The organism is Acidobacteriota bacterium (assembly GCA_020853395.1).
Lineage (GTDB): Bacteria > Acidobacteriota > Vicinamibacteria > Vicinamibacterales > SCN-69-37 > JADYYY01.
The window spans coordinates 87,972-103,042 of the sequence record JADYYY010000008.1; the positions used below are offsets into that span (position 1 = coordinate 87,972).

A 15,071-nucleotide genomic window follows, 5' to 3' on the forward strand; every position below is an offset into this window, starting at 1 on the left:
CGATGCCGCCGCGCGCGGACATCGCCGGCAACCTCGACGCGGTGCGTCGCCGTCTCCAATCGGCGGCGCACCGCGTTTCTCGTTCGCCCTCCGACATCACGCTCGTTGCCGTCTCCAAGACGTTCCCGGCCGAGGACGTCGCCGTCGCCGCCGCAGCGGGTCAGCGCGTGTTCGGCGAAAACCGCGTGCAGGAGGGCCTGGCGAAGATCGACGCCCTCCGGGACCTCCAACTCGAGTGGCATCTCATCGGCCATCTGCAGAGCAACAAGGCGAGGCGGGCAGCCGCCGCATTCACCTGCATCGAATCGGTCGACTCTCTCGACTTGCTCCAGCGGCTGGATCGCGGCGCGCTGGAGGCGAGCGCGACGCCGGACGTCCTGATTCAGGTGGACCTCGCGCACGAGGAGACCAAGTTCGGGGCGGACGTGAAGGCCGTCGAGCCGCTCGTGCGCGCGGCCCTGACCGCGCACGCCGTCCGCCTTCGCGGCCTGATGGTCATCCCACCGATCCCCGAGCAGCCCGAGGAATCGCGCCCCTGGTTCAGGCGCTTGCGAACGCTGCGTGACGGCCTGGTCGCGAGCGGTGTGCCGGCCGCGTCGCTCCGCGATCTGTCGATGGGCATGAGCCACGACTTCGAAGTCGCGATCGAGGAGGGCGCCACGATGGTCCGCGTCGGCACCGCCATCTTCGGCCGCCGCGTGCCGGCTCCGGCCGTCAGCCCGTGAGCGCCGACCTGCCGGTCGTCCTGTCCCCTGGTGGCGGCGCCGTCCGGATTCCGATCCGCGTCGTGCCGAGGGCGTCGCGCACGACGGTTGGCGGCGTACGCGATGGGCGCCTGCTCGTTCGCGTCACCGCCCCGCCGGTCGACCGCGCCGCCAATGATGCAGCCGTCTCAGCCTTGGCTGGCGCGCTCGACGTGCCGCCGCGATCCGTGTCGATCGTTTCGGGAGCCACGGCACGCAACAAGACCGTCGAGGTGCGTGGGCTCACGGCCGTCGACGTCGCTGCGCGGATTCGCCCGCTGTGTGAGGCGGCGCCGTGAGCCGCCGGCTTCCTGGCGGCTTCGCCGCTGCGGCGGGAGGAGGCGGTGGCGAGGCTCAGCGAACGCGGTTCAGGAGCCGTGACCAGCGGACGCCCAATGGATTCGCGCCTTCCCCCAGCGAGAAGTAGATGAACAGCGCGCCGCCCTTGACGTACGAGGCCGGCAGGAAGCCCCAATAGCGGCTGTCCTGCGAGTTGTCCCGGTTGTCGCCCATCATGAAGTACTGCCCCTCCGGAACGGTGACGGGCCCGTACTGCACCCGCACGTCGGCGGTGGGCGGCGATCCGGGCGGAGGCGGCGGCTCGAGCAACTGCGCGTAGGGCTCGTGCAGGGGCGCACCGTTGACGTAGACCTGCTTCTGGCGCAGCTCGAGCCGATCGCCAGGCAGGCCGATCACACGCTTGATCAGGTCGCGCTCGGGCTCCTGTGGGGACTTGAAGACGATCACGTCGCCGCGGCGAATCTCGCGATGCGGCAGGATCGTCCGCTCGAGCGCGCCGGCCGCCGGGGCGAACGCCATCTTGTTCACGATCAGATGGTCGCCGATGAGCAGGTTCGGCTCCATCGATCCCGACGGGATCTTGAACGCCTGGAACACCCAGGTCCGCACGAACAGCGCGAGCACGACCGCGATGACGAGCGACTCGAAGTACTCGCGGGCGACGGACTTCTTCATTCTCCCGGCCCCATCTTTAGCACCGCCAGGAACGCTTCCTGCGGGATCTCGACGCGCCCGACGCGCTTCATGCGCTTCTTCCCTTCCTTCTGCTTCTCGAGCAGCTTGCGCTTCCGGCTGATGTCGCCGCCGTAGCACTTCGCGAGCACGTTCTTTCGCAGCGCCTTCACCGACTCGCGCGCCACGATGCGGCTGCCGATGGCCGCCTGGATCGCGATCTCGAACATCTGCCGCGGGATCAGCTCGCGCATCTTCGACGCGAGGGCACGGCCGCGCGCGTAGGCGTTGTCCTCGTGGACGATGATGGAGAGCGCGTCGACCGGCTCGGCGTTCACCAGGATGTCGAGCTTGACGAGCGGCGACTCCCAGTACCCGGTGACGTGGTAGTCGAGCGACGCGTAGCCGCGCGAGATGGTCTTCAGCCGATCGTAGAAATCGAGCACGACCTCGTTGAACGGAAGCTCGTACGTGATGAGCACGCGATCCTTGGAGACGTAGTCCAGTCCCTTCTGAATGCCGCGCTTCTCCTGGCAGAGCTCGAGGATGCCGCCCACGAACTCCGAGGGCGTCAGCATCGTGGCGGTGATCACCGGCTCCTCGATCCGCTCGATGAGCCCGGTCTCGGGCAGCTTCGCCGGGCTGTCGATCTCCCGCACGGTGCCGTCGGTCGTGGTCACCCGATACAGCACGCCCGGCGCCGTCGTCACGAGGTCCATGCCGTACTCGCGCTCGAGCCGCTCCTGCACGATCTCCATGTGCAGCAGTCCGAGGAAGCCGCAGCGGAACCCGAATCCCAGGGCGGCCGACGTTTCCGGCTCGAAGAAGAACGAGGCATCGTTGAGCCGCAGCTTCTCGAGCGCCTCGCGCAGTTCGGGATACTGCGACGCCTCCACCGGGTACAGCCCGGCGAACACCATCGGCTTGAGCTCCTTGAAGCCGGGAAATGGCGTGAGCGTGGGCCGTCCCGGCTCGGTGATGGTGTCACCGATCTTCGCGTCCGCGACGTTCTTGATGTTGGCGACGATGAACCCGGCTTCGCCGACGCCGAGCTCGGCCACCGGCACCGGCTTCGGCGTGAAGGCGCCGAGCTGTTCGACCTGATAGTCCTGGCCGGTCGCCATGAACCGGATCTTCATGCCCGGCCGCAGGACGCCGTCGATCACCCTCGTGAGGATGACGACGCCGCGGTACGCGTCGTACCACGAATCGAAGACGAGCGCCTTGAGCGGCGCACCTTCGTCGCCCGCCGGTGGCGGCAGCCGCGTGACGATGGCCTCGAGGATCTCGGGGACGCCGGTACCCGCCTTGCCGCTCGCGAGAATCGCGCCGCTCGCATCGAGGCCGATGATCTCCTCGATCTGCCGGCGCACCTCGTCCGGCTGCGCGCCCGGAAGATCGATCTTGTTGATGACCGGGATGATCTCCAGGTTGTGCTCGACGGCGAGGTACGCGTTCGCCAGGGTCTGCGCCTCGACGCCCTGGGAGGCGTCGACCAGCAGCAGCGCGCCCTCGCAGGCGGCCAGCGAGCGCGTCACCTCGTACGAGAAGTCCACGTGGCCCGGCGTGTCGATCAGGTTCAGCACGTAGTCCTGCCCGTCCCGCGCACGGTAGTTCAGCCGGACGGCGTGCGCTTTGATCGTGATGCCGCGCTCGCGCTCGAGATCCATGCTGTCGAGCACCTGCGCTTCCATCTCGCGAGCCTGGAGCGCGCCGGTCAGCTCGAGGAAACGGTCCGCGAGCGTCGACTTGCCGTGGTCGATGTGGGCGATGATCGAGAAGTTCCTGATGAAGCGCGAGTCCATGCCGGCAGCGTCCCCTATTATGTCGCACGCGTCCGGAGGCGTTCGCGCCGGGCGACGAGCACCTCGGAGCGCGGAGACGCGGTCTCATGGCGCCGGGCCGCCGGAAGGGCGCTGCGCGCGCCGCACATCGGCGGCTGCGAATCCGATCGTGTCGTGTCGCGCGGACTGACGCGACGTCTGCAACCAGCAACCGTCGTCAGCGGCGGTCCAGCGGCAGGAGCTGCTGCGGATAGGCCGGGCCGATGTACTCCGTTCGTGGCCGGATGAGCCGGTTGTTGGCGTACTGCTCGAGCGCGTGCGCCGTCCATCCAGAGATACGGCTGACGGCGAAGATCGGCGTGTAGAGATCGGTCGGAATCCCCATCGCGTGGAACGCGGTCGCCGAGTAGAAGTCGACGTTCGGGTACAGCTTCTTCTCGGCCGTGACCACCTGCTCGATCCGCTGCGACATCTCGTACCACTGCGGCTCGCCCGCCATGTCGCCGAGCACCTTCGAGAAGCGGCGCAGATGGGTCGCGCGCGGATCCTCCGTCCGGTACACGCGATGCCCGAAGCCCGGGATCTTCTCCTTGCGCGCGAGCTTCGCGCGCACGACGGCTTCGGCGCGGTCCGGACCGGCGTCGCGGCCGATCTCGATCAGCAGCTTCATCACGGCGGCGTTCGCACCGCCGTGCAGCGGCCCCTTGAGCGCGCCGATCGCGCCGACGATCGCCGAGTGCAGGTCGGTGAGCGTGGCCGCCGCGACCCGCGCCGCGAACGTCGAGGCGTTCAGCTCGTGGTCGGCGTGCAGCACGAGCGAGACGTCGAACGCGCGCGAGGCGATCGAGGACGGACGTCGCCCCGTGAGCACGTAGAGGAAGTTGGCCGCATGGCTCAGCGCCGGATCGGGATCGATCCAGCCGCCGCCCGCCGACAGCCGGCCCCACGCGGCGACGAGCGCGGCGAGCTGGCCCGTGAGCCGCACGGCTTTGCGGTAGTTCGCCGGCGGCGACGCCTCGCCGGCGTCCGGGTCGTAGTGCGCCAGCATCGACGTGAGCGTGCGCAGCGCGTCCATGCCGTCCACTCGCGGGAGCGACTTCATCGCCCGGATCATCGCCTCCGGCAACACGCGTGCGGCGGCGAGCTGGGTCTGCAGATCGCCCAGCTCGGCGCGTGTCGGCAGCCGGCCGTGCCACAGGAGATGACACACCTCTTCGAACGAGACGCCGCGCTCGGCGTCCGCCAGATCGTGGATGTCGTATCCCTGATAGGCGAGGACGCCGCGGTCTCCGTCGATGAAACAGATCGCCGATTGGCCGGCGACGACGTCCTCGAGCCCGGCCTTGGCAGGCGTGTCGACGGCCATGGATCGGGCTACTCGCCGCGCGCCGCCTGCGGCGCCTTCACGAGCACATCGTCGCCGCGGAACTGCTGGAGGATGGACATCAGGCCCATGTAGAGGTAGCCGAACTGGAAGAGCACGAGGAACGGCAGCGTCCCGTAGATCCCGTTCGCCAGCGCGTACGCCACCGTCGCGGTGAAGTAGAGACCGAGCACCAGCTCGATGAAGGGCTGGATCGGCATCGACTGGTGGTACTTCTTGTGGGTCCAGTCGTCCTGCCGCCGCTCGATGCCGTACTTCGGCGTGCGGGCGAACTCGCCGGGCTGGCCGAACAGCGCCTCGATGACGGCCCGCGCGTTGTTCACCGACAGCCCGATGCCGATCGCCATGACCGCCGGAAGATACTTCACGCGCGTCCGCCAGTCCGCATACGCCTCGCGCTGGCTCACGAGATAGAAGTTGAAGACCGAGAACGTCGCGGCGGCGAACAGCGGGATGTCGATGAGGAGCATCTCGCTCCAGCCCATCTCGTAGCGCACGACCATCGCGGGGAACATCAGCGCCGAGAGCGCGAGCATCAGCAGGTAGTTGAAGTTCGCCGTCAGGTGGAAGAACGCCTCGGCCTTCACTTTGAGCGGCAGGTCCGCGACGAGCAGGTACGGGAGGACCTTGCGGCACGTCTGAATCGATCCTTTGGCCCACCGGTGCTGCTGCGACTTGAACGCGTTCATCTCCACCGGGACTTCCGCCGGCGTGACCAGGTCCGGCAGGAACTTGAACCGCCAGCCGCGCAACTGTGCGCGATAGCTCAGATCGAGGTCCTCGGTCAGCGTGTCGTGCTGCCAACCGCCCGCGTCGGCGATCGCCTCCCGCCGCCAGACACCGGCGGTGCCGTTGAAGTTGAAGAAGCAGCCGGCGCGGTTGCGGCCGCCGTGCTCGAGGACGAAGTGGCCGTCGAGCAGGATCGCCTGGACCTTCGTGAGCAGCGAGTAGCCCTGGTTCAGATGGCCCCACCGGGCCTGCACGACGGCCAACCGGTCGTCCTCGGAGAAGTACGGCACGGTCTGATTCAGGAAGTTCCGAGGCGGCACGAAGTCGGCGTCGAAGATCGCGATGAGCTCGCCCTTGGCCGACGCCAGCCCCGCCTCGAGCGCCCCGGCCTTGAACCCGACGCGATTCGTACGGTGGAGGTACTTGATGTCGAACCCGCGCGCCGCGTGACGACGAACCGCCAGCTCCGCGATCTCTCGGGTCTCGTCGGTCGAGTCGTCGAGCACCTGGATCTCGAGACGTTCGCGCGGATAGTCGATCGCCGTGACCGCGTCCACGAGTCGATCCACGACGTACATCTCGTTGTAGATGGGAAGCTGGATCGTGACGACCGGCCACTCGCTCACCGGCGGGGGCGGCCCCGGCACGCGATCCTTGTGCTTCATGTACTCGTAGACGATGAAGTAGCGGTGCCACCCGTAGAGGCCCAGGATGCTCAGCACGAAGAAGTAGCAGACGAGGGTGATCGTCTCGGGTGTCGTCATAAAATAGAACGCGCCGCACGCGGCGCAACGTGTCATTCTAGGAAGCTCGTCTCGGCTGAGTCAAACACCCCGTGAGACCACACGACCTGCGAACGTCGCTGCCCCTGCCGTCGTTGCGGGCGCTGCTCGAATCCGTCCGTGCCGGCGATCTCGACCCGGCGGCGGCAGAGGCGGCCATCCACGACATGGCCGGCACCGGCGTCGAGGACCTCGGCTTCGCACGCGTCGATCACGGGCGCTCCGTGCGCCAGGGCTTTCCCGAGGTGATCTACGGGCAGGGCAAGACACCCGATCAAGTCGCCCGGATCGCCGCGGCGATCGTCGGCCGGGGCCACAGCCTGCTCGTCACCCGCACCGATGCCGATGCGTTCGCCGAACTAGCCAAACTCGTGCCGGACGCGGTGTATCACGAGCGCGCCCGGATCATCGAGCGGCGGATCGATGCCCCGAAGGGTCGGGGTGTCATCCTGGTCGCGGCCGCGGGAACTTCGGACCTGCCGGTCGCCGAGGAAGCCGCCATCTCCGCCGAGGTGATGGGCAACGACGTCGACCGGCTGTACGACGTCGGGGTGGCGGGACTGCATCGCCTGCTGGCCGAACGCGATCGGCTGCTGTCCGCGCGCGTGATCGTCGTCGTCGCCGGCATGGAAGGGGCGCTGGCCAGCGTGATCGGCGGCCTCGTGAAGGTGCCGGTCGTGGCGGTGCCGACGAGCGTGGGCTACGGAGCGAGCTTCAACGGTCTGGCCGCGCTGCTCGCCATGCTCAACAGTTGCGCGACCGGCGTCGCCGTCGTCAACATCGACAACGGCTTCGGCGCGGCGGCCGTGGCGAACGCCATCACGCACCTGGATTTGTCATAATCCACACGGCCCAGCTTCCGGGCGTTCCCCTCGATGCACCCTGGTGTCTTCCGTGCGCTGGAGTTCGATCGCGTGCTCGACGCGCTGGCCGCGCTGGCGTCCACGCCGCTCGGCCGAGCGCGCGCCGGCTCGCTGCAGCCGAGCGTTGATCCCGACGACGTTCGCGCGCGGCTGATGCTGACGGCCGAGGCCGTCCAGTTCGTGCGCCGCGGCGGCTCGCTGGCGATATGGGCGCCCGAGGATCTCGTCGCCACGCTGACCGTCCTCGAGGTCGGCGAGCGGCCGCTGGAGCCGCTGCAACTGCTGAGCATGGCGCGCCTGCTCGACTCGATCGGCACGGTCGTGTCGGCGATCCGCCGCTCCACCGGGTGGCCGTCGGAAGACTACACCTCCCCGTTGGCCGCCGTGGCCGGGCGCGCGGCGCTCTTCGGCGAAGAAGTCGATGCGATCCGGCGCGCCATCGACCCGTCCGGGGACGTGAACGACCATGCCAGCCCGGCGCTGCGCGAACTGCGCGACACGCTGCGGCGGCGGCGGGCGCGGCTGCGGTCGACGCTCGAAGGGCTCACGCGCGCGCGCGAGACGGCGAAGTACCTGCAGGATCAGATCGTCACGGACCGCAACGGCCGCTACGTCGTCGTCGTCCGCGCGGAACATCGTGACGCCGTGCCGGGCATCGTGCACGGCAGCTCCACGAGCGGCGCCAGCCTCTACCTCGAGCCGATCGCGACCGTCGAGCTCAACAACGAGGTCGTGACGCTCGTCGAACGGGAACGCGCCGAGGTTCTCCGGATCCTGCGCGGGCTCACGGATGCGTTTCGCGCGCGCCGCGAGGAGTTCAGCGCCACGCTCGACGTCGCGGCCGATGCCGACGAACTGTACGCGAAGGTGGAGCTCGCCAAGCGGATGGACGGCATCGGTCCGGCGCTCACGGCCGACGGGCGGCTCGAGTTGCTCGGCGCGCGCCATCCTCTTCTGATTCCGGCGATGCGCGACCTGCTCGACGATGCGCGCGACGCGCGCGGCGTGGTCGTCCCGTCGGACCTCGTGCTCGTGCCACCCACGCGCGCGCTGGTGATCTCGGGACCGAACACCGGGGGCAAGACGGTTGCGCTCAAAGCGTTCGGACTGCTGGCGCTCATGGCCCAGAGCGGCCTGTTCATCCCCGTCGACGAGGGCAGCCGGTTCACGCCGTTCGCGAGCGTGTTCGCGGACATCGGCGACGAGCAGTCGATCGCCGCGAGCCTGAGCACGTTCTCGGCGCACATCACGCGCATCGTGGCGATGAATCGCGACCTGCAGCTCCCGGCTCTCGTGCTGCTCGACGAGGTCGGCAGCGGAACGGATCCCGCTGAAGGCGGCGCGCTCGGCGCCGCCCTCGTCGAGCACTTCCGGCGGCGGGGCGCGCTCGTCGTCGCGACGACCCACGACGACACGCTCAAATCGTACGCCGCCACGACGGCAGGCGTGATGACGGCGGGGTTCGGCTTCGATCCGGAGACGTACGCGCCGTCCTATCGTTTGCTGTACGGCGCGCCGGGCCGCAGCCTCGCGTTCGAGATCGCCGAGCGGCTGGGCCTGCCCGCCGAGGTGATCGCCGATGCGAGATCGCGGCAGTCCAACCGGGAGTCGCAACTGGCGGCGCACCTCGCGCGGATCGATCACGAGATGGGCGCGCTGGAGCGGGCGCGGGCCGAGGTCGAGGCCGAGCGAACCTCGCTGGCCGACACGCGTGCCGCGCTCCTGGCGCGCGAAGCCCGGCTGGCCGAGCGCGAGGCCGTGCTCAAGCGGCGTCATGAAGAGCGGCTGAACGAGAAGCTCCGCGAAGCGCGCGCCGAGGTCGACCGCGTCGTGAGCACGGTGAAGCAGCAGGCGCAGTCGCTCGTCGAGCGTGCCGGAGCCGGCGCGCGCCAGCGGCAGCCGGCGCTCTCGACGGGCGACGTCGGCAGCCTGCGCGCGGGCGCGTTGTCGGCCCTCAACGCGATCGGCGCGGGCCTCGAACCTCAGGCGGCCGAGGACGCCGCGGCGGCGCTCACCGCGCCGCCGGCGGTCGGTCAGACGGTGTTCGTGCCCATGCTCGGCGCCGAAGCCGTCGTCCGCGACGTCTCGGGCACGTCGATCACGGTGGAGCTGCGTGGCAAGCGGATGCGGGTCAAGCGGGAGGATCTTCGCGCCGCGCCGGATGCGGCCGCGCGCCGCCCGCCGACCGCGCCGCGCTCGCCCCACACCAGCACGGCGACGGCGGCGACGGGCGGTGCGGCGAGGGAGCTCGTGCTCATCGGCGCCACGGTCGACGAAGCCATTGACCGCGCCGAGAAGTTCCTCGATGATGCGCTGCTCGCCGATGAGCGCCGGCTGCGAATCGTGCACGGATACGGCACCGGCCGGCTGCGGGACGCGCTGACGACGTTCTTTCGGCGTCACCCGCTCGTCGCGTCCGTGGGACCCGCCCAGGAGAACGAAGGTGGACGGGCGGCGACGATCGTGGAGCTCAAGGACTAGATGGCGCTGTTCGCTCAGTCCTTTCTGGACGATCTCAAGGCGCAGACCGACATCGCGGCGGTCATCAACGAAGTCACGCCGCTGCGCAAGGCCGGCGCGAGCCTGAAAGGCCTGTGTCCGTTTCACCAGGAGAAGACGCCGTCCTTCACGGTCAATCGCGAAAAGGGGTTCTTCAAGTGCTTTGGTTGCGGCGCCGGCGGCGACGCCGTGAAGTTCGTCGAGCTCCAGCAGAAGGTCTCGTTCCCCGACGCGGTCCGATACCTCGCCCAGCGCGCGGGCCTGGCGATTCCGGAGGCGGACGGGGGGCCCGAAGCCCGGGCCGCGGCGGCCGAGCGTGACACGCTCTTGAGGATTCACGAAGAAGCCGCCGCGTTCTATGCTGAGCAGTTGGCGTCGCCAGCCGCCGCGCCGGCGCGGCGCGCGCTCGAGGAGCGTGGGCTGACCGGCGAGACGATCCGGACATTTCGCTATGGGTTCGCTCCGGCGGGTGGCCGCGACACGCTCCACACCCGGCTCACCGCCCGCGGCGTTTCGCCGGAATGGCAGGTGAGGAGCGGCCTGGTGGTCGACCGGGGGGGGAGGCTGTCAGACTGGTTTCGGCTGCGGCTGATGATCCCAATCGCGAGGGACACCGGGGCGGTCGTCGCCTTCGGCGGCCGGGCGCTCGATCCCGGCCAGGTCCCGAAGTACCTGAACTCGCGGGAGTCGCCGATCTACACGAAAGGCCGGACGCTCTACGGTCTTGACGTGACGAAAGGGGCCGTACGGAAGCACAATTACAGTGTGCTGGTCGAGGGGTACTTCGACCTGGCGCAGGTGTGGCAGGCCGGGGTGCACCCCGTCGTGGCGAGTTGCGGCACGGCCCTGACGCCGGCGCAAGCGCGCACGTTGAAGCGCTTCGCCAGCAAGGTGGTGCTCAGCTTCGATCCGGACGCGGCCGGCCAGAACGCCGCAGCACGATCGTCGGAGCTGCTCGTCACCGAAGGCTTTCAGGTGAACGTTGCCGTGCTGCCGGCCGGCCACGACCCTGACGTGTTCATCAGATCCAACGGGGCGAAGGCGTACGTCGAGCGGTTGACCCGATCGCAGCCGTACCTGGACTTCCTGCTGGATCGGGCTGCGGCGGGCGTCGACTGGACGCGGCCCGACAGCCGGAAGCGGTTTCTCGACGCGATGCTGAAGGTCGCGGCAACGATTCCCGACGCGGCGGTCCGGGATCAGTTCGCGGATCGTCTGTCGCACAAGGCGCGGATCACCGAGTCGGTGGTGCGCGAGCTGATTCGCGAGGCGGCCGCGCAGCGGCGCACGGTCGCACCGGCGCTGGCCGTGCCGGCCTCGGTGCGGCTGCGTCCTGCCGAGCAGGGCTTGCTGTGGACGCTCGTGCATCGGCCGGTCGAGGGGCTCGGCGCGATGGCGCGGCTCGATCCCGAGGATCTGGACGGGCTGCTCGCGGCCCCGATCTTCCGGCTGGCCGCGACGCTCGCCGAGCTGCCGCCCGAGCTGCTGCCAGGGCTGCTGCGCGAGCGGCTGAGCGGGGGCGAGCGGGCGCTGCTGGATCGCGCGAGCCGCGACGACGCGCCGGTGGCGCCGCCGGCCGACTGCGTCGCGGCGTTCAAGCGGCTGCGCACGGAACGTGATCTCGCGGACGTGCAGCACGAGATCGACGCGCTGCAGGAGCGCTCGGAGATGACCGACGCGCGCCTGAGCGCGCTGTGGGATCGCAAGAAGGAGCTGCTGACGCGGCTCGAGGCGTTGACCTAAGGAGACGTGGCCTTGTCCATTGAAGAAAAGTACGACGAGATTCGGCAGCTCATCACGATCGGCAAAGAAAAAGGCTACCTGCTGTACGACGAAGTGAACGAGCTGCTCCCGGCGGACATCACGTCCTCCGAGGAACTCGATGATCTGTTCAGCACGTTCGGCAGTGCGGGCATCGAGGTCGTCGACTCCGAGAAGAGCTACCGCGACGACAAGCTCCAGGGCGAGGCTGGCGAAGAGGGCGATCTCGATCTCACGCCCGGCGCGCTCGACAAGACCAACGATCCGGTGCGGATGTACCTCCGCGAGATGGGCACGGTGCCGCTGCTCACGCGCGAGGGCGAGGTCGCGATCGCCAAGCGCATCGAGCAGGGCAAGCTGGCCGTCATCAAGTCCATCTCCCGGACGCCGAAGGTGACGCAGGAAGTCATCGAGATGGGCGAGCAGCTCCGCCGCGGCGAGCGCACCGTGCGCGAGCTCGTCGTCTTCAACGAGGAAGAGATCACCGACGAGAAGATCGCCGCGCGCCAGCGGGAGTTCCTGAAGCAGGTCGATCGGGTGAAGCTGCAGCTCGAGGCCACGAACAAGCTCCAGCAGAAGCTCGCCGACATTCCGAAATCCGAGAAGCGGAAGCACCGCCGCGCCCGGTGGAAGACGCTGCGCGCCCACGTCGAGCTCTCGCGCCTGATCCGCAAGATCGAGTTCACCGAGATGGTGAAGCGCCGGCTGATCGACGGCCTCAAGAGCGCCGTCGAGGACATCCAGGCCCGCCAGCGCGAGGTGCGGCTCATCGACCAGAAGCTCGACGCCAAGGGCAAGAAGAAGCTCCGCGAGGAGGAGAAGAAGCTGCTCCTGAAGCACAAGGACGAGCTACGCCGCGAGATCCGCGCCATGGCGGCGAAGCTCGAGCAGCCGGTCGAGGATCTGACGAACACGCTGCGCACCATCCTCGAAGGCGAGGCGCAGGCCGAGCAGGCGAAGAAGGAGCTGGTCGAAGCCAACCTCCGCCTCGTGGTGTCGATCGCCAAGAAGTACACGAACCGCGGGCTGCAGTTCCTCGATCTGATCCAGGAAGGCAACATCGGCCTGATGAAGGCGGTCGACAAGTTCGAATACCGCCGCGGCTACAAGTTCTCGACGTACGCCACGTGGTGGATCCGGCAGGCGATCACGCGCGCGATCGCCGATCAGGCGCGCACCATCCGGATCCCGGTCCACATGATCGAGACGATCAACAAGCTGATCAGGACGTCGCGGGCGCTCGTCCAGGAACTCGGCCGCGAGCCGACGTCGGAGGAGATCGCCCAGCGGATGGACATCCCGGTGTCGAAGGTCCGCAAGGTGCTCAAGATCGCGCAGGAGCCGATCTCGCTGGAAACGCCAATCGGCGAAGAGGAGGACTCGCATCTCGGCGACTTCATTCCCGACACGAACGTCGTGTCGCCGGCCGAGGCCGTCATCAACCTCAACCTCAAGGAACAGACCGACGACGTCCTGAAAACGCTGACGCCGCGCGAGGAGCGGGTGATCAAGATGCGGTTCGGCGTCGGCGAGGGATCGGAGCACACGCTCGAAGAAGTGGGCCAGAGCTTCGCCGTGACCCGCGAGCGTATCCGGCAGATCGAAGCCAAGGCGCTCCGCAAACTGCGGCATCCGTCCCGGAGCCGCCGGCTGCGTCCATTCCTCGAAACCCGGTAGCTCCCGGGCCCCTAGCTCAGCGGTGAGAGCTGCCGGCTCATAACCGGTTGGTCCCAGGTTCGAATCCTGGGGGGCCCACCAAGACAGGGCAAAGGGCAGAGGGCAAAGGGCAAAGGTGAAGGGGAAAGGTCAAAGGAAGGGAAAAAGGAAAAGGGGAAAGGGGAAAGAGCTACAAGGGAAGAGGCAGAGAGGCAGAAGGGGGGAAGGGTTGACGGACGGCGGCGAAGGAAGAGAAAGTCGGCGGCGTAGCAGGCGCGCCGGAGCAGCGGAACGCAGGGCGGCACGGCAGGACGAGGGCGGACAGTCGATGTCTACAGGCACTTTGGTTTCTCGACCTTCGGGACGTTCCCCCTCCCTCCTCGTCTCTTGTTCCCACTTCGCCCTCGCTCGTCTTTCTGTTCGCACTGTCCGGAGCCTCTTTCCTGCCTTTCCCTTCCCCCATCGCTCGTCCCTTCCTCGCCCCTTGCTCCTTGCTCGCCCCTTTGCCCTTGCTCGTCTCTTTGCCTTTGTTCGTCCCTTTGTCCATGCTCGTCCCTTGACCCTTGCTCGTCCCTCTGTCCTTGCTCGTCTCTTTGCATTTGTTCGTCCCTTTGTCCATGCTCGTCCCTTTGTCCATGCTCGTCCCTTTGCCCTTGCTCGTCCCTTTGCCCTTCCTTTGCCCTCTGCCCTAACCTTTGCCCTTTGCCCTCTGCCCTTTGCCCTTCGATGTCTCCCGTTCTGACCGCGTTGATTGCGCTGCAGCAGCTTGACTCGGCCGCCGAGCAGGCGCGCCGGCGGCTTGGGGATCTGCCGGGGCTCGAGCGCGCGGCGGATGTTGCGGTGTCGGAGGCCGAAATGGCCGTCGACGCGGCCAAGGCCCGGCTCGCGGAGAACCATCGCGCGCGGCGCGAGCTGGAGAAGCAGGTCGCCGAGGTGGACACGAGGCTGAGCCGGTTCGAGGACCACAAGGCGGCCGTGAAGACGAACCAGGAGTTCACGGCGCTGCTGAGCGAGATCGCGACTGCCAGAACCAGCAAGGACACGCTCGAGGAGCAGATCCTCCTGCTGCTCGACGAGGCCGACGGGATTGGCGCCGACCTCGCCGCCGCCGAAGCGGCGCTCGCCGAGGCGCGTCGGGAGCGCGGCGCCCTCGGGCAGACGCTCGCGGCCGAGCGTGACGCGCTCGACGCGGATCTGCGCCGCCTCGCGGCCGAGCGTGCGCCGGCCGCCCGCGACGTGCCGTCCGCGGTGCTCGCCAAGTACGAGCAGATCCTGAAGCAGCGCCGCATGCTCGCCGTCGTGTCGATCGACGGCGACATCTGCGCGGCCTGTCACGTGAGGCTGCGGCCGGCCGTCGCCCAGCAGATCCGTCGAAACGAGGACATCGTGCAGTGCGACAGCTGCCAGCGCATCCTCTACGCCGTTCCGAAGCCGGCGCCGCCGGCTGCCGCGCCGTGATGCCCGCCTTTCTGGCCAACATCGACGGCGGAGCCAGAGGCAACCCCGGGCCGGCCGGCTGGGGTGCGATCATCCGCACGCCGGACGGCGCCACGGCGGCCGAACTCTGGGGCGCACTGCCGCATGCCACCAACAACGTCGCCGAGTACCAGGGCCTGCTCGCCGCGCTCGAATGGTGCGTGGCGCAGGGTGCCACCGACGTCCACGTGCGGTCCGACTCGCTGCTCCTCGTGCAGCAGATGAAGGGCGTCTACAAGGTGAAGCACGACGGGCTGAAGCCGCTGCACGGCCAGGCCCGGCTGCTCGCCCATCGCATCGGCCGTGTGCAGTTCGAACACGTGCGCCGCGAGCTGAACAAGGACGCGGACCGGCTGGCCAACGTCGCGATGGACGAAGCCGAGCGCGTCGCGGCCGCTGCCGGCCCGTCGGCCGGGTAGGCC

The 15,071-nt window shown here is 68.5% G+C and carries 12 protein-coding genes and 1 tRNA gene; 9 read left to right on the plus strand and 4 right to left on the minus strand.

Features of this window, described 5'->3' with window-relative positions:
- The first annotated feature begins 2 nt into the window (after positions 1-2).
- A complete protein-coding gene (locus tag IT184_07740) occupies positions 3-725 on the plus strand; it encodes a YggS family pyridoxal phosphate-dependent enzyme (protein ID MCC7008693.1) in 723 nt (240 codons plus the stop codon).
- An 8-nt stretch (positions 726-733) separates the two neighbouring features.
- Positions 734-1,042, plus strand: a complete 309-nt coding sequence (locus tag IT184_07745) for a DUF167 domain-containing protein (protein MCC7008694.1) — start codon at positions 734-736, stop codon at positions 1,040-1,042.
- Positions 1,043-1,097: 55 nt separating this feature from the next.
- Here IT184_07745 and lepB read toward each other — a convergent pair whose 3' ends face one another.
- The 4 genes from lepB to IT184_07765 all read right to left on the minus strand — a co-directional run bounded on the left by lepB (position 1,098) and on the right by IT184_07765 (position 6,376).
- Positions 1,098-1,718 (minus strand): signal peptidase I, encoded by a 621-nt coding sequence (gene lepB, locus IT184_07750; GenBank protein MCC7008695.1) that lies wholly within the window; start codon positions 1,716-1,718, stop codon positions 1,098-1,100.
- On the minus strand, positions 1,715-3,520 hold the full coding sequence (gene lepA, locus IT184_07755) for an elongation factor 4 (GenBank protein ID MCC7008696.1): 1,806 nt from the start codon (positions 3,518-3,520) through the stop codon (positions 1,715-1,717). Before lepA ends, lepB begins: the two co-directional genes overlap by 4 nt.
- A 196-nt stretch (positions 3,521-3,716) precedes the next feature.
- Positions 3,717-4,865, minus strand: coding sequence for a citrate synthase (locus IT184_07760; GenBank protein MCC7008697.1), 1,149 nt, complete (start codon positions 4,863-4,865; stop codon positions 3,717-3,719).
- 8 nt (positions 4,866-4,873) lie between these two features.
- Positions 4,874-6,376 (minus strand): glycosyltransferase family 2 protein, encoded by a 1,503-nt coding sequence (locus IT184_07765; GenBank protein ID MCC7008698.1) that lies wholly within the window; start codon positions 6,374-6,376, stop codon positions 4,874-4,876.
- A gap of 185 nt (positions 6,377-6,561) precedes the next feature.
- On the opposite strand from IT184_07765, the gene larB reads away from it, so the two are divergent.
- From larB to IT184_07800, 7 genes are all read left to right on the plus strand, one after another.
- Entirely contained in the window at positions 6,562-7,236 is a 675-nt protein-coding gene (gene larB, locus IT184_07770; protein MCC7008699.1) for a nickel pincer cofactor biosynthesis protein LarB, read from the plus strand.
- Positions 7,237-7,269: 33 nt separating this feature from the next.
- Positions 7,270-9,738 carry a Smr/MutS family protein gene (locus tag IT184_07775; protein ID MCC7008700.1) on the plus strand — a complete coding sequence of 823 codons (2,469 nt, stop codon included), beginning with the start codon at positions 7,270-7,272 and terminating at the stop codon, positions 9,736-9,738.
- The gene (gene dnaG / locus IT184_07780; GenBank protein MCC7008701.1) at positions 9,739-11,499 is read left to right on the plus strand and encodes a DNA primase; all 1,761 of its coding nucleotides are present in this window, start codon (positions 9,739-9,741) and stop codon (positions 11,497-11,499) included.
- A gap of 6 nt (positions 11,500-11,505) precedes the next feature.
- Positions 11,506-13,194, plus strand: coding sequence for an RNA polymerase sigma factor RpoD (gene rpoD / locus IT184_07785; protein ID MCC7008702.1), 1,689 nt, complete (start codon positions 11,506-11,508; stop codon positions 13,192-13,194).
- 5 nt (positions 13,195-13,199) lie between these two features.
- Positions 13,200-13,275: transfer RNA gene (locus IT184_07790), tRNA-Ile, on the plus strand.
- A 624-nt stretch (positions 13,276-13,899) separates the two neighbouring features.
- Positions 13,900-14,631, plus strand: a complete 732-nt coding sequence (locus IT184_07795; GenBank protein MCC7008703.1) for a hypothetical protein — start codon at positions 13,900-13,902, stop codon at positions 14,629-14,631.
- The gene (locus tag IT184_07800; protein ID MCC7008704.1) at positions 14,631-15,068 is read left to right on the plus strand and encodes a reverse transcriptase-like protein; all 438 of its coding nucleotides are present in this window, start codon (positions 14,631-14,633) and stop codon (positions 15,066-15,068) included. Before IT184_07795 ends, IT184_07800 begins: the two co-directional genes overlap by 1 nt.
- Positions 15,069-15,071 lie beyond the last annotated feature (3 nt).

What these genes read in the sequence shown, in the direction of transcription:
- IT184_07740 (MCC7008693.1), top strand. Translation starts at nt 3, where the DNA reads ATGCCGCCGCGCGCGGACATCGCCGGCAACCTCGACGCGGTGCGTCGC.
- lepB (MCC7008695.1), bottom strand. Translation starts at nt 1,718, where the DNA reads ATGAAGAAGTCCGTCGCCCGCGAGTACTTCGAGTCGCTCGTCATCGCG.
- lepA (MCC7008696.1), bottom strand. Translation starts at nt 3,520, where the DNA reads ATGGACTCGCGCTTCATCAGGAACTTCTCGATCATCGCCCACATCGAC.
- IT184_07760 (MCC7008697.1), bottom strand. Translation starts at nt 4,865, where the DNA reads ATGGCCGTCGACACGCCTGCCAAGGCCGGGCTCGAGGACGTCGTCGCC.
- IT184_07765 (MCC7008698.1), bottom strand. Translation starts at nt 6,376, where the DNA reads ATGACGACACCCGAGACGATCACCCTCGTCTGCTACTTCTTCGTGCTG.
- larB (MCC7008699.1), top strand. Translation starts at nt 6,562, where the DNA reads ATGGCCGGCACCGGCGTCGAGGACCTCGGCTTCGCACGCGTCGATCAC.
- IT184_07775 (MCC7008700.1), top strand. Translation starts at nt 7,270, where the DNA reads ATGCACCCTGGTGTCTTCCGTGCGCTGGAGTTCGATCGCGTGCTCGAC.
- dnaG (MCC7008701.1), top strand. Translation starts at nt 9,739, where the DNA reads ATGGCGCTGTTCGCTCAGTCCTTTCTGGACGATCTCAAGGCGCAGACC.
- IT184_07795 (MCC7008703.1), top strand. Translation starts at nt 13,900, where the DNA reads ATGTCTCCCGTTCTGACCGCGTTGATTGCGCTGCAGCAGCTTGACTCG.
- IT184_07800 (MCC7008704.1), top strand. Translation starts at nt 14,631, where the DNA reads ATGCCCGCCTTTCTGGCCAACATCGACGGCGGAGCCAGAGGCAACCCC.